The organism is Streptomyces sp. URMC 124, from assembly GCF_051386455.1.
Classification (GTDB): Bacteria; Actinomycetota; Actinomycetes; order Streptomycetales; family Streptomycetaceae; genus Streptomyces.
The window spans coordinates 1-13,069 of the sequence record NZ_JBPQTS010000185.1; the positions used below are offsets into that span (position 1 = coordinate 1).

11 protein-coding genes are annotated in these 13,069 nt (G+C 74.1%); 3 read left to right on the forward strand and 8 right to left on the reverse strand.

What is annotated here, in order from left to right; translation table 11 throughout:
- From ACSNOG_RS28560 to ACSNOG_RS28595, 8 genes are all read right to left on the reverse strand, one after another.
- A partial coding sequence (locus ACSNOG_RS28560) for a PAS domain-containing protein (RefSeq protein WP_436755594.1) occupies positions 1-1,531 on the reverse strand: 1,531 nt, incomplete at its 3' end.
- 210 nt (positions 1,532-1,741) lie between these two features.
- Positions 1,742-2,275, reverse strand: a complete 534-nt coding sequence (locus ACSNOG_RS28565; RefSeq protein ID WP_436755595.1) for an ATP-binding protein — start codon at positions 2,273-2,275, stop codon at positions 1,742-1,744.
- Positions 2,276-2,626: 351 nt separating this feature from the next.
- Positions 2,627-3,277, reverse strand: a complete 651-nt coding sequence (locus ACSNOG_RS28570) for a DUF4360 domain-containing protein (RefSeq protein ID WP_436755596.1) — start codon at positions 3,275-3,277, stop codon at positions 2,627-2,629.
- Positions 3,278-3,758: 481 nt separating this feature from the next.
- Positions 3,759-3,917, reverse strand: coding sequence for a hypothetical protein (locus ACSNOG_RS28575; RefSeq protein ID WP_436755597.1), 159 nt, complete (start codon positions 3,915-3,917; stop codon positions 3,759-3,761).
- 10 nt (positions 3,918-3,927) lie between these two features.
- Positions 3,928-5,913: an ABC transporter ATP-binding protein gene (locus ACSNOG_RS28580; protein ID WP_436755598.1), complete on the reverse strand. Its 1,986-nt coding sequence runs from the start codon at positions 5,911-5,913 to the stop codon at positions 3,928-3,930.
- 507 nt (positions 5,914-6,420) lie between these two features.
- On the reverse strand, positions 6,421-7,365 hold the full coding sequence (locus ACSNOG_RS28585) for a D-alanyl-D-alanine carboxypeptidase family protein (protein WP_436755599.1): 945 nt from the start codon (positions 7,363-7,365) through the stop codon (positions 6,421-6,423).
- A 232-nt stretch (positions 7,366-7,597) separates the two neighbouring features.
- A complete protein-coding gene (locus ACSNOG_RS28590; RefSeq protein ID WP_436755600.1) occupies positions 7,598-8,365 on the reverse strand; it encodes a CbtA family protein in 768 nt (255 codons plus the stop codon).
- 21 nt (positions 8,366-8,386) lie between these two features.
- Complete coding sequence (locus ACSNOG_RS28595; protein WP_058042688.1) at positions 8,387-8,611, reverse strand: CbtB domain-containing protein; 225 nt, start codon at positions 8,609-8,611, stop codon at positions 8,387-8,389.
- A gap of 299 nt (positions 8,612-8,910) precedes the next feature.
- On the opposite strand from ACSNOG_RS28595, the gene ACSNOG_RS28600 reads away from it, so the two are divergent.
- Genes ACSNOG_RS28600 through fes form a run of 3 tightly spaced genes read left to right on the forward strand, consistent with a single transcriptional unit; the run spans position 8,911 to position 13,008 of the window.
- Entirely contained in the window at positions 8,911-9,504 is a 594-nt protein-coding gene (locus ACSNOG_RS28600) for a histidine phosphatase family protein (RefSeq protein ID WP_436755601.1), read from the forward strand.
- Between the two features lie 14 nt (positions 9,505-9,518).
- Positions 9,519-11,729 carry a Fe(3+)-hydroxamate ABC transporter permease FhuB gene (fhuB, locus tag ACSNOG_RS28605; RefSeq protein WP_436755602.1) on the forward strand — a complete coding sequence of 737 codons (2,211 nt, stop codon included), beginning with the start codon at positions 9,519-9,521 and terminating at the stop codon, positions 11,727-11,729.
- A gap of 46 nt (positions 11,730-11,775) precedes the next feature.
- Positions 11,776-13,008 (forward strand): enterochelin esterase, encoded by a 1,233-nt coding sequence (gene fes, locus ACSNOG_RS28610; RefSeq protein ID WP_436755603.1) that lies wholly within the window; start codon positions 11,776-11,778, stop codon positions 13,006-13,008.
- The last annotated feature ends 61 nt before the right edge of the window (positions 13,009-13,069 follow it).

A 13,069-nucleotide genomic window follows, 5' to 3' on the forward strand; every position in this document is an offset into this window, starting at 1 on the left:
CGTCCTGCGGGATGACGTCGAACCAGTCGCCGCCGACCCTGCTGGCGGTGCCGGCGGGCTGGTAGCGGTAGGCGATCTCCAGGCCCGCGGGGTCCTGGGGCCGCTGGGGCAGCAGGGAGCGCTGCAGCGTGAGGGCGGTGGCCCGCTCGCGCTGGTACCAGCGGGCGTTGTCGATGGAGACCGCGGCGCGGGCGGCGAGCTCGGCGGCGAGGGCGGCGTCGGCCTCGTCGAAGGGGCGCGGGTCGGTCAGGCGCTTGAGGTCGAGGGCGCCGAGCACCTCGCCGCGGGCGATGAGCGGCACCGCCATGTAGGAGTGCAGGCCGGCGCGGGCGAGCAGCCGGGCGGCCTCGTCGTCGCGGGCGATCTCGGGCAGGTCCTCGGCGTGCACGTGCGGCACCCTGACCGGGCGGCCGGTGCTCACGCAGCGGGCGACCAGCCGGTCGGGGTCGTACTTGGCGATCTGCCCGGGCGGGTCGGCCGCCCGCACGGCGTCCGCGGCGGCCGAGGACTCCGCCCCGCCCGCCGCGGCGACGGCCAGCGCCCGGAAGACGGCGGCCCGCCCGTCCGTGGCGGCGGCGCGGTCGCCGTCGACGACGGTGTCGAGGATGTCGACGGCCGCCACGTCGGCCAGCCCGGGCACCACGACCTCGGCGAGCTCGCGCGCGGTCTGCTCCAGCTCCAGCGTGGTGCCGATCAGCACGGAGGCGTCGGCGATCAGCTCGGTGCGGCGGCGGTCCTCCTTGTTCGCCCGGTGGCGGTCGGTGACGTCGACGGCCGACGTGGCGACGCCCAGGACGCTGCCGCCCGGGTCCTCCAGCCGGTAGTAGGAGACGAGCTGGGCCTCCTCGTCGGTGGCGGACCCACCGGCCCGGCCGACCCTCAGCTCGTCCAGCAGCGGGGTTCCGGTCGCCAGGACCCGGCGCATGGCGCCCTCGATCGCGTCGGCGTCCGCGTGGGGCAGGGCCTCGCGGACGGTGCGGCCCACGCACGCCGCGGCGGGCCGGCCGTGGATGCGCTCCAGGGCGGGGTTGACCAGGACGTACCGCAGCTCGGTGTCGAAGACGGCGAGGCCGATCGGGGACTGCTCGACCAGCCGCAGCGACAGGGCCAGGTCCCGCTCCACCCCGCGCAGGACCTCCCGGTCCGTGGCGATGCCCAGGGCGTAGAAGTCGCCGTGCCGGTCCTCCAGGCGCACGTTGCGGAACTCCACCAGCCGGGTGCCGCCGTCCTTGTGCCGCGCGGGGAAGACCACGGCGAACGTCTCGCCCTCGTGCATGACCTGCGCGAACAGCCCCAGCACGGCCTCGACGTCCGCTTCGGCGACCAGCAGCCGGGCGGCGTACTGCCCGAGGGCCTCGGCGGCGCTCCAGCCGAAGAGCTGCTCGGCCTGCGGGCTCCACAGCACGATCCGGCCCTCGCGGTCCAGCACTCCGGCGGCCACGCCCAGCACGTCCAGCAGGCCGCCGGGGACGAGGGAGGGGCGGCCGGCGGGCAGGACGGGGCGGGCCCGGAATGCATCGGTGGCGCCCATCGGGACCTCCTTCCGCCCGCCGGGGCCGGCGCGGCGGTCTCGTGCCGGCCGGGCCGGCTCACCCGTCCTCGCGCCGCCGTGTGCCGCGACGACTTCCATGGTCTCTCCGAAACCGGTGGACGCGCAGCCCATGGAGCCGGGCGCGACCGGTTGCGGAGCCACAGGTCCGCACCGGTGGCGGTGCGCGGCGATGCGCGAGGGCCGGGGGCGCTAGGGGAGGCGGAGGGTGAACCAGACGGTCTTGCCGTTGCCGGAGGCGTGATGGCCCCACTGGGCGGCGATCTGCTCGACGAGCCACATCCCGCGCCCGTTCTCGCTGTCGGGCCCCGCCTCGCGGCAGCGCGGCAGGTGCCCGCCCGCGTCGGTGACCTGGGCGATGAGGTGGCTCTGGCCCCGGCTCAGCGCGAGCCGGATGCCCTCGGGCGCCTCCGGGGCGTGCAGGACGGCGTTGGTGACCAGCTCCGAGAGCAGGAGGGCGGTGTCGCCGGACAGCTCGTCCAGGCCCCACGCCGACAGCAGCTGCCGGCAGAACCGGCGGGCGGCCGCGGCGGAGCGCTCCGTCGCCGGGAGGGAGACGGCGTGCGTGGTGTGGGCGGCGGGCAGGGCGTGGGGCTGCCGCCGGGAGAGCGGCCCGTGCATGCACAGGGGGATCTGGTGGCCCCAGGGACCGGGGAGCTTCCGCGGGGAGGTGGCCCAGTGGGCGACCGGGTCGGTGGCGCTGATGACGGCGTCAGCCGGATGCAAGGGACTCGCGGTGTCGCGACTGGTTGCAAACATGTGGCTTCAAGTGCAATCGGTGAGCGCGAAGGGCGCCGGACGAGAGCTCGTCCCCGTCGCCGTAACGGTCCTGGAAGCTGTGCGGGCCGTGGGTCTTCGCTGTGTGGTTCCCCCCACAGTCGCCTGCTTTTCGCCAGAGGTCTATACCGTGTTGGTCACCGCTTCCCTCCGGAGTGCGATCACCGCAGGTGGGGACGGGTGAGCACGGCGTAAATTCCCGCCGCGAGCCGGGGCCGGAAGCAGAGGACCGGCCGGGCGGTGACGCGCGGTCCGCGGCCCCGCCGGCCGGCCCCTGCACCCTCGTGGGGGACGGGCCCGCTACTTCCTCGGGCACTCCTTCCAGGCCAGGTGGTAGACGGTGTTGATGTCACCGTCGGTGGAGTCCATGGTCATGAAGCTGGTGGTCTTGGACGGGTCGGAGCTGCCCGCGTTGACCCTCAGCTCGGTGTTGATGTTGAAGTTGCGCTTCTCGCCGCAGGGGGCCCAGACCAGCGCCGCCACGTCGACGCGGTCGGTGGCCTGCCAGTTGTCCGCGTACGAGCCGCGGAAGACGTGGGAGCTCGGCGTCGTCGTGGAGGACCCCTGGAAGTAGTACGAGGCCTTCTGGGTGCCGGTCGCACCGGCCTCCAGCTTCGCGTAACCGCGGTAGTCCGCGCTGGCGATGGCGTAGGTGAAGCCCTGCGGCACGTGCACGATCAGGTTGAGCTGGCAGTTCTTGCGGAAGTCGGTCGGCTTGGACCCCACGCCGACCTGGGCGAGGTAGTCGCTGTAGGTGACCGTGAAGGCCGTGTTGTCGGGCGCGACGGCCACCGCGGCCGTACCCGCCGGGCAGCCGGAGCCGTTGACCGTGGCGATCTCGATCACGATCTTGTCCGGTGGCGGATTGACGATGACCGAGGCGTCGTACGTGGATAACGGCGAGGCGAACAGTGCCGCGAGCGCGGCTCCTGCGATAAGGGCGCCGGGCATGGCTCTCCAATCGGTTGTCCTCGGAATGAGCGGCTGCATTTCGGGCCGGGACCCGGAGGACGCCGGACCGGAATGGATGAGAGCGCGGATCGCTAGGGCATGCACATGCCATGCCCCGCGTCCGAACGACCCCTGGGGACGGGGAGCGTTCGAATGGTAGGAGGCGCCACCCGAGTCCGCCAGACTCCGCGTCGGACAACCGTTCCCCGGTTTTCCCGTCCGAACGGAGACCCAGGTGACCGGGGTGGGTGGGAAGCCACAACCCCCCGGCGCCTGTAGACACTTGCCCAATACAGTGAAATGGGCCGCGCCCGGCGCTCACCCGGAACCGCGAATTCACCCCGTTTTTCCCGGCAGCCGCCTCCCGTTAAACACAGGAGGCGGCGTGATCCATCACACCGAAATCGTCAGCCCCACAAGCGCCCGGAATTCGATACGGCTCCGGCCCGTAACCCCGGGGGCGGTTACGGCGTTCCTCTACTCACTTGGCGGCCAGCCCCGGAAAGGCCTGGCCGAGATGGACGCACAGGAGGGAGATGAGAACCGCGGCCGTGATCACACCCAGGCACCCCAGCACGTCGCGCAAGGTGCTCGCCAGCGGACCCAGCGGCTCCGGCGGCGGCGCGGGCGGAGCGGGCACCGCCTTGTCCTCAGGTCTGGGCGGGCTGTGCATGCGGCGAACTCTTGCGCAGGGCAGGGCCGGGGGAAGAGGCGAAGCCGTACTGGGCCGCCTGGAGCTCGTACATCGACCGGTACAGGCCGCCGTCGACGGCCATCAGCTCCTCGTGCGTCCCCTCCCCCACCACCCGGCCCCGGTCGAGGACGTAGATGAGGTCGGCGGTCGCGGTCGCGGCGAGCCGGTGGGTGATCAGCAGGACGGTCGTGCCGCCGTCGGTCAGCGACCGCAGCGACTGGAACGCCTCCGCCTCCGCCTTGGGGTCGAGGGCCGACGTCGGCTCGTCGACGATCAGCAGGGGTGCGCGGCGGTAGCGCGCGCGGGCGCTGCCCAGGCGCTGCCACTGCCCGCCGGAGATCTGGGTGCCGCGCTCGAAGCCCTTGACCACGAGGCTGTCCCACTGGTGCGGCAGCGAGTCGATGACGCCGGCCGCGCCGGACTCGGCGGCCGCGCGCTCGATCCGCTCCTGGTCGGGCGGCATCCCCGGGCGGCCGATGTGGACGTTGGCCCGTGCCGTCATGGGCCAGCGGGGGAAGTCCTGGGACAGCACGGCGATCTGGTCGAAGAGCAGGTCGCGGTCGGCGTCGCGGATCTCGACGCCGTTCCAGTACAGCTCCCCGGACGTGGGCAGGTACAGCCCGGCGACCAGCTTGGACAGGGTCGTCTTGCCGGAGCCGTTCGCACCGACCAGCGCGACGACCTTGCCCGGCGGGACGGTCAGGCTGACCTCGCTGAGCGCGGGCGCCGGGGCGCCGGGATAGACGAAGGTGACCTTCTCCAGCCGGATCTCCTTCACGCCCGGCACCAGCGGCGTGCCGCCCTCGGGGATGGCGTGCCGCTCGGCCTCCGCGCAGGCGCGCTCCAGGTCGCTGAGGTACATGGCCTCCTCGTAGAGCCGGTTGACCTGGGTCACCAGCGCGGTGAGGCTCGCGCCGGCGGCGCGCACGGCGATCACCGCGGTGCCGGCGACCGCCAGCGGCATGCCGCCCGAGGCGAGCAGCAGCCACAGCGCCCCGTAGACGACCAGCGAGGCCGTCCCCGAGAGCGCGGACGCGGCGGTGCGCGTGACCGCCTCGGCCCGGGCCAGGCGCTGCTGCTCCTTCTCCACGGTGGCGGCCATGTCGTCGTAGGCGCCGACGAGCATGCGGCCCGCGCCGTGCACCCGGATCTCGGCGGCGGTGTCGTGGCCGGTGAGCGTGGAGGTGATGACGGAGATGGCGCGCCGGTGCTCGATCCAGGCGTGGCGCGAGGCGTACTGCCGCCTGGCGGTGACGACCGCGCCCCAGCCCTTGGGGGCGGCCACGAGCAGCAGCATGGGCACCAGCGACGGGTGCAGCAGGGCGAGCACCCCGGCGGAGGCGGCCAGCCCCACGACGGCGTTGACGACGGTGACCGACGAGCCGATCATCAGGCGGACCGAGTCGGTGCCGAACCGGCCGGCGTCCAGCAGGCGGTGGAAGTCCTTGTCCTCCAGCACGGCGAGCTCCACGCGGACCGCGCCGCGGTAGAAGCGCGCGGTGCACACCCGCTCCACCTTCGGCTCCAGCTGCCCCGCGGCCGCCACGGAGACCGCGGAGAGCAGCGCGGCGGCGGCGGCGACCGTGGTGACGGCCAGCAGCGACGGCAGGGCCTCGCGCAGCCGCCCGGCCGTGGGGCCCGCGCTGAAGAGGGCGGTCAGCGCGCGGTTGGCGGCGACCAGCCCGAAGGCGCGCGTCAGCCCCTGGCCCAGTTCGGCGCCGACGAGCACGAGCAGCGCCGGACGGTCCTCGCGCCAGGCGGCCCGGGTGACGGTGGCGACCATGGCGGGAAGCCGGCGGGCCATCGACCAGAACGAAAGGCGCAGCAGGGGCCGTTCGTGGTTGACGAAGGCCTTGTCGTGCCGCAAGGCGCCGCCGAACAGCAGGACTTCGCTCTCCGAGACGGGGATCGGCTGCGGCGGCCGCCGCGCGAAGGGCGTCATCGTGCCTCCGGTACGCGGTAGGCTCGCGGGCCGGTCACGGACGTGGGGGGTGCCGCCGCGGGGGACGCAGGGCGGGACATGGTTCCTCCTGAGGACGGTGGGGCGGGCCGGCGGGTGCGGGCAGGAGGGCGCTGGTGCTTGGCGGCGAGACGCGTCGGTGAACCGATCCGTGCCAAGGGCATGGCCGAGGAGCACGCCGCGGCTGCGGTACGCGGCGACGTGCCGGGGAGTCGGACTGAGGGGTGTGTGGACGGGACCCCGGCGGACGTGAGCCGTCCGATGCCGTCGGGGTTTCCGCGGCCTTCCGGTGCCCGTTTCCGGACAGGAGGACTCTAGCCGCCCCGGCCCGCGGGAAAGTTCACCAACCCACAGTTCAGCGCGGACTGTTCACTCGTTCAGGTATAAATCACCGCTGTCTCCCGGGAGTTGGTACAACGCGAGCCCGGACCCCCGACGGGGGCCCGGGCTCGGCTGCCGGGCGGGCGCGGCGGACGCGCGCGGGGAGGTTCAGTCCTCGTGCGCCGCGGAGGGCAGCCGGCGCAGCTTCAGGGGCGTGCGCTTCTTGAAGGCGTAGTCGAGCATCTCGGCGGCGTCCGGGTAGCGCTTCGTGGGGTCGTTGAGGATGACGCCGACGACGCTGCGCCCGCCCTGCCGGGCGGCGAACACCAGACAGGGCCCCGACGCCGTGGTGGTCCCGGTCTTGATGCCCGTCACCCCGCTGTACGAGCCGAGCAGCTTGTTGGTGTTGTACCAGGTGTAGAGCCGGTTGACGTTCTTCGCCTTCTGCTGGGTGTTCAGCGCGGAGACGACCGTGCGGAAGCCGGCGCTGCGCAGGGCGTAGCGGGAGAGCTCGGCCAGGTCGCGGGGGGTGGAGTAGTTCCTGCCCGCGGAGGAGATGCCGTCGAAGGAGTCGTAGTTGGTGTCGCGCAGCTTCAGCTGCCGGGCCTTGGCGTTCATCTTGGCGACGAACGACTTCGTCCGCGCGGCCTCGTCGGGCCCGGTGCCGAAGGCGTCGGCGAGGGCGTACGCGGCGTCGCAGCCGGAGGGGAGCATCAGCGCGTAGAGGAGCTGGCGCGCCGTGAGCTTGTCGCCGGTGCGCAGGTCCGCCGTGCTCGCGCCGGTGCGCTGGACGTAGTCGCGGTAGGACTGCTTGATCTCGATCTGCCGCTCCAGGTTCACGCCCGGGGTGTCCAGCACCACCACCGCGGTCATGATCTTCGTGGTGCTGGCCATGGGCCGCTTGACGGTCGCGTTCTTGGCCCACAGCCGGCGCGCGGAGCCGGCGTCCATCAGATAGGCGCCCTTCGCGTCGACCGACGGGCCGGGCGCGGCGTGCGCGGCCGGTGCCGGCAGGCCTGCGGCCAGGGCCGCGGCCGTCGCCGTCACCGTTGCCGCCAGTGGCGCTCCCCACGCCCCCCGGCGGCGGTCCTGCTCTCCCCCACGTCGCTGCATCAAGGCTCCATTCCTAGGCTGTCGGGTCCGGGCGAGCGGCATCGTCGCACCAGCCCGCGCGCGGGAAGAAATCCGAACCCCTAACGGGTGAGCGGGACTTAAGAGGCTGACGGGGCGGGCGGGGCGCCGCCACGGGAGTCCACGGGAGCGGCGGCGGCAGGACGGGGAAGAGCCCCCCCGGTGGCCCGGGCGGGCTCTTCTGCGAGGGTGCGCCGAAGGCGCCGGTGCGGCCTCAGCCCACCGGTGCCGCCGTTCGCGCCTTGCCGTCCGGCGCCCCGGCCCGCGGGGTCAGGAGCCGTTCGGCGAGGTGGCCGAAGACGAGGCCGAAGCCGGTCCACAGCAGGAGCTGGGTCGCCAGGGCCGACAGGCGGAACTTCCACAGCAGGCCCGCCGGGAAGTCGTCGGGCAGTTCGTTGACCGAGGGCAGGAAGGCGTAGGCCAGGCCGACGGCGACCACGAAGGCCGCCCCCGCCGCGACCGTCGCGTTCCAGTTGCCCAGCCGGGGCGCGAGGCGCTTGCCGAGGATGACCGTGCCGACCGCCAGCAGGATGCTGAGCGCGATCATCAGGAAGAAGAGCGCGGTGCGCTTGTCGAGGGAGTCGGGGTCGCCCACGGAGGGCGGGTTGGCCGGGTACTTCAGGAACGGCACCACGTAGACGGCCAGGAGCGCGCCGAGCGAGACCAGCGCGGCCGTGGCCCGCGGGCCGAAGCGGCCGATGCGGCCCAGGGCGACGCAGAAGACCAGCGAGGCGATGCCGCCCAGCGCGACGCCGTAGACGAGGATGCCGGTGGCCAGCCCGGCCGTGGACTGCATGGTGCGGCTGACCGGGTCCTCACCGCCCTCACCGTGGTCGTGGGGGCTGTGCGCCTCCTCGAAGGCGATGGCGGCGTCCACGTGGGGCTCGCCGAGGAAGTAGGCGACGGCGAGGGCCAGGACGCCGGCGGCGAGGCCCGCGAGCATGCCGCGGACCAGCAGGGCTCTGACGGAGATCGAGTTCACGGTGGTTCCCCTGGCGGGTCGTCAGTGGCAGGGGAAGCCGAGCAGGTGGCGCCCGTCGTGGACCCACTCGTGCACGTTCTCGCCGGCGATGAGGGACGTGGCCCCCTGCTCGGCGCCGACGAAGTAGAGCAGGACCAGCATCAGGATGCCGACGAAGAGCGCCCACGGGGCGATCTGCTTGAGCGAGATGGGGGCGACCGCGGGTATGGCGGACGAACCGGCGGCGGGGGCGGCGGACTGGGCCATGACAGAACCTCCTGGGGAACACGCGTCCCGATCATTGGGGCCTAGGACGACGGTGCGGGGTCTGACTTCCCTGCGGGGCTCCGCCGGGTACACAGTGGCGCGACCGTGCCGGGATCTCACCGGGCTTCCGTCACACCGTCGTCATTGCCACGCGACCGTACCGCGCACGCGTGACCTGCGCTACGGCGTGCGGATGCTCACCCCGGCGCGCGGCTTCGGCCGCGCCCGTGATCTGCTGATTCGCGGCAGACGCCGCCCGTTGACAGAGGGGGACGAGGACCACCGTGACCGTCCGTGTGATGCTGATCTCACCCGCCGCCGACACCCCTGCGCACGAGGCCCGGTTCGGCGACGACGGACCGCTCGGTGCGGCCGGGGCGCGCCGCACGAGGGCGGCGGCCGGTGCGCTGCCGGCCGCCGCGCGGGTGCTGACGGCGCCGTCGGCCCGCTGCGCCGGGAGCGCGGAGGCCCTCGGCCTGACCGCGGCCCGGCCCGAGCCGGCGCTGCGCGACCTCGATGCGGGCCGCTGGCACGGGCGGCTGCTCGCGGAGGTCGGTGCGGACGAACCGAAGGCCCTGGCCGCCTGGCTGACGGACCCCGGGGCGGCGCCGCACGGCGGCGAGTCGGTCCTCGACGTCGTCGCCCGGGCCGGGGCGTGGCTGGACGGCCTGGAGGACGGCAGGGTGCTGGCCGTGACCACCCCGGTGGTGATCCGCGCGGCACTGGTCCACGCCCTGGCCCTGCCGCCGCAGACGTTCTGGCGCCTGGACGTGCTGCCCCTGTCGGTGACGGAGTTGTCGGGGCGCGGGGGCCGGTGGAACCTGCGCTGCGGCGTTCCGCTGTCGCCGGGGGCGGCGGACACCGCCTCGCCTGCGGAAACACAAACTCCTTAGGCTAGCCTTACCTTATGACTGTGTCGCAAGTGGGCCCCCCGGAGGTGCAGCCCGCCGGCCAACAGGCCCCGGTGGGGCGTGTGCACGGCAACCGGGCCGTCCTGACCGCCTCGGCCCTCCTCGTGGTGGGGGTCCTCGTGCTGTCCGCCCTCTCCCTGTCCGTCGGGGCGGGCGAGGTCGGGGCCGGGGACGTGCTGGACTACGTCCTCGGGCGGAACGGGGCCCGCGACAGCTCCCGGCTCTCGCTGGTCGTCGGCGACCTGCGCCTGCCCCGGACGCTCACCGCGCTGGCCGTCGGAGCCGCGCTCGGCACCGCCGGATGCCTGCTGCAGGCCGTCACCCGCAACCCCCTCGCCGAGACGGGCCTGCTGGGCGTGAACGCCGGGGCCTCGCTCGGCGTCGTCGTCGGCATCGCCTTCCTGGGCGTGAGCAGCGGCTACGGCTACCTCCTGTGGGCCTTCGGCGGCGCCGTCCTGGCCAGTGCGCTCGTGCTGCTCATCGCGAGCCGCCGCGGCGGCGGTTCCCCGATGCGGCTGGTGCTCGCCGGCTCCGCGCTCGGAGCCACCTTCGGCGGCATCACCAGCGTGCTCATCGTGAACTCCGCCGAGACCTACGACCGCTTCCGCTTCTGGGTCCTGGGCTCGCTCGCGGGCGTCGAGGGCTTCACGAAGCTCGGCAGCCTGGTGCCCGTGCTCGCCGTCGGGTTCGTCGTCGCGCTGCTGATCGCCCGTCCGCTGTCCGCGCTCGCCCTCGGCGACGACCTCGCCAAGGGGCTCGGCCACCGGCCCGGCGTCATCCGCGTCGTCGTGGCCGTCGCCGTCACCCTGCTCACCGCGGCGTCCGTGGCGCTCGTCGGCCCCATCTCCTTCCTCGGCCTGCTCGCCGGATTCCTCGCACGGGCCGTCACCGGACCGCGCCTGACCGCCCAGATCGTGCTCGCCGGCCTCATCGGCGCGGGCGTGCTCACCGGCTCCGACGTCCTGGCCCGCGTGGTCTCCCGGCCGTTCGAGGCGCCCGTCTCCGTCATCATCGCCCTCTTCGGCGCCCCCGTCCTCATCGCCATCGTCCGCTCCCGGCGCATGGCCTCGATGGGCATGACCGACCCCGCCGCGGAGGAGAGCCCGAAGGGCGGGCGCGGCGTCGCGGCCAGGCTGCCGCGCCCCCGCAAGGGCACGCGCGACGAGGGAGTGCACGGCGGCGCCGACACCCTCGTCGTCCGCAGCGGCTCGCTGTCGCTGCTCGTGCCGCGCCGGGCCGCCGTCGCGGCCTTCGCCCTGACCGCCCTGCTCGTCGGCGCGGTCGTGCTCTCCGCGTACGCCGGGCAGAGCGAGATGAGCCTGAGCCGCACGTTCAGCGCCGTCTTCGGGTCGGGCGACCGGTTCGACGTCCTGCTCGTGCAGAAGTTCCGGCTCGGCCGGATCGTGGCCGGGCTCGCCGCGGGTGCCGCCCTCGGCCTCGCCGGCTGCCTCACCCAGACCCTCGCCCGCAACCGCCTCGCCACGCCCGAGCTCCTCGGCGTCAACGACGGCGCCACCGCCGCCGTCCTGCTCTCGGCGACCCTCAGCGGCACGTTCGGCGCGTGGTGGGCGGGCCCGCTCGGCGCGCTCGTCGCCGTGCTCGTCGTCACCGCCGTCTCCGGCGGCCTGGGGCAGCGCGGCTACCGCGTCCTCGTCGTGGGGCTCGCCATGTCGGCGCTCGCCTCGGCGGTCACCCAGGTCGTCCTCTCGCGCCGCTCCCTGAACTCGGCGAGCTCGCTGTACGTGTGGACCTCCGGCAGCCTCAACGGCCGCAGCTACTCCGTGGCCGTGCCGGTCCTCATCGGCCTGGCCGTCCTGGTGCCGCTCGCCCTGGCCGTCGCCCGCCACCTCAACGCGCTGCGGTTCGACGACTCCACCGCCGCCTCGCTGGGCGTCGCGCCCGGCCGGGTGCGGCTGGTGTGCATGCTCCTCGCGGTCGGCCTGGCGGGCCTGGCGGTGGGGATCTGCGGGCCGGTCGGTTTCATCGCCCTCGCCTCACCCGTGATCGCGGGCCGGCTGGCCGGGCCGCTGCGGGTCCCCGTCGTCGGCTCCCTGCTCGTGGGCGCCACGCTCGTCGTCCTGGCGGACACCGTGGGGCGGGTCGCGCTCGACGGGGTGGAGATCCCCGTCGGCATCGTCAGCACCGTTCTCGGCGGACCGTTCCTGCTGTGGGTGCTGCTGGGGCGCTCGGCCGCCACGCGCGTGTAGTCGTCACCCAGCCCCCTGGTTTCACCTGCCTGAGACAAGGAAGCCCATGGAACTGCGCAGTCCTGCCCTCCGCGAGCTCGCCGCCGCCGTGCGTCACGGCATACCCGACGCCGTCGGCACCTTCTGGCGGCACGCCGCCACCCAGGGCACGCCCCTCGTCGAACCCGACCCCGAGGGCGACCCCGCCTGGCGGCTCGTCACCTTCCTGTGGCGCGACGACCCCGCCCGCCCCGCCTCCGACGTGCTCGCCCTCCTGCACACCGTCACCGACAAGGACCGGCACGCGGGCGACCTCGCGCCGCACCTCATGGAGCGGGTGGACGGCACCGATGCGTGGGCCATCAGCCACCGGCTGCGGGCCGACCACCGGGCCTCGTACCAGTTCTTCGTGGCCCACGGCCCGCGCGAGGAGACGCTGCGCGCGGACCGTACGGCGTGGCTGCGCGTCCTGGACGCCGCCGTGCCGGACCCGTTCAGCACGCTCCCGCAGCTGCCCTCGCGCGACGGGCGGAACCCGTCGTCGGTGATGGCCCTCCCGGACGCGCCGGCCCAGGAGTGGTACGCTCCCCGGCCCGGAACGGCGCGCGGCACGCGGGCCGACGCCGTGGTCGACGGGCGGCGCGTGCACGTCCACCTGCCCGCCGGGCACCGGGCGGACGCCGGCCCGTACCCCGTTGTCGTGCTGCTGGACGGCGAGATGTGGGGGCCGGTCCTGGACTTCGGCACCACGCTGGACAACCTGTACGCGGACGGCCGCGTCCCGCCGGCGGTCACGCTGATGGTGGACACCATGGGCCGCGCCCGCCGCATGGAGGACCTCAGCTGCAGCGAGACGTTCGTCGACTGGCTGGCGGACGTCCTGCTGCCGTGGGCCGCGCAGACTCACGGGACCACCGGCGAGGCGGCACGCACGGTCGTGGCGGGGCAGAGCGCGGGCGGGCTGACGGCCGCGTTCGCGGCGTTCCGGCGGCCGGAGCGGTTCGGCAACGCCCTGACCCAGTCCGGCTCCTTCTGGTGGCCGGACGGGACGGAGTTCGACGTCGGCAGCGAGTGGCTGACCCGGCAGTTCGCGGTGAGCGAGAAGCTGCCCGTCCGCCTCCGCGTGGAGGTGGGCCTGCAGGAGTGGATGCTCCTGCCGCAGAACCGCCACCTGCGCAACGTGCTGGAGGCCCGGGGCTACGACGTCGCCTACGGCGAGTTCAACGGCGGCCACGACTACGCGTGCTGGCGCGGGGGGCTCGCGGACGGGCTGGCGGCGCTGCTGGGCGACGGGGGCTGACCGGAGACGGGGGTCCTGCACAACGGCCGCGGGCCGGGAGCGACACGCATCGCTCCCGGCC

Coding starts and splice junctions, on each gene's coding strand:
- ACSNOG_RS28595 (WP_058042688.1), bottom strand. CDS start 8,611: ATGGCCCAGTCCGCCGCCCCCGCCGCCGGTTCGTCCGCCATACCCGCG.
- ACSNOG_RS28570 (WP_436755596.1), bottom strand. CDS start 3,277: ATGCCCGGCGCCCTTATCGCAGGAGCCGCGCTCGCGGCACTGTTCGCC.
- ACSNOG_RS28585 (WP_436755599.1), bottom strand. CDS start 7,365: ATGCAGCGACGTGGGGGAGAGCAGGACCGCCGCCGGGGGGCGTGGGGA.
- fhuB (WP_436755602.1), top strand. CDS start 9,519: ATGACTGTGTCGCAAGTGGGCCCCCCGGAGGTGCAGCCCGCCGGCCAA.
- fes (WP_436755603.1), top strand. CDS start 11,776: ATGGAACTGCGCAGTCCTGCCCTCCGCGAGCTCGCCGCCGCCGTGCGT.
- ACSNOG_RS28580 (WP_436755598.1), bottom strand. CDS start 5,913: ATGACGCCCTTCGCGCGGCGGCCGCCGCAGCCGATCCCCGTCTCGGAG.
- ACSNOG_RS28600 (WP_436755601.1), top strand. CDS start 8,911: ATGCTGATCTCACCCGCCGCCGACACCCCTGCGCACGAGGCCCGGTTC.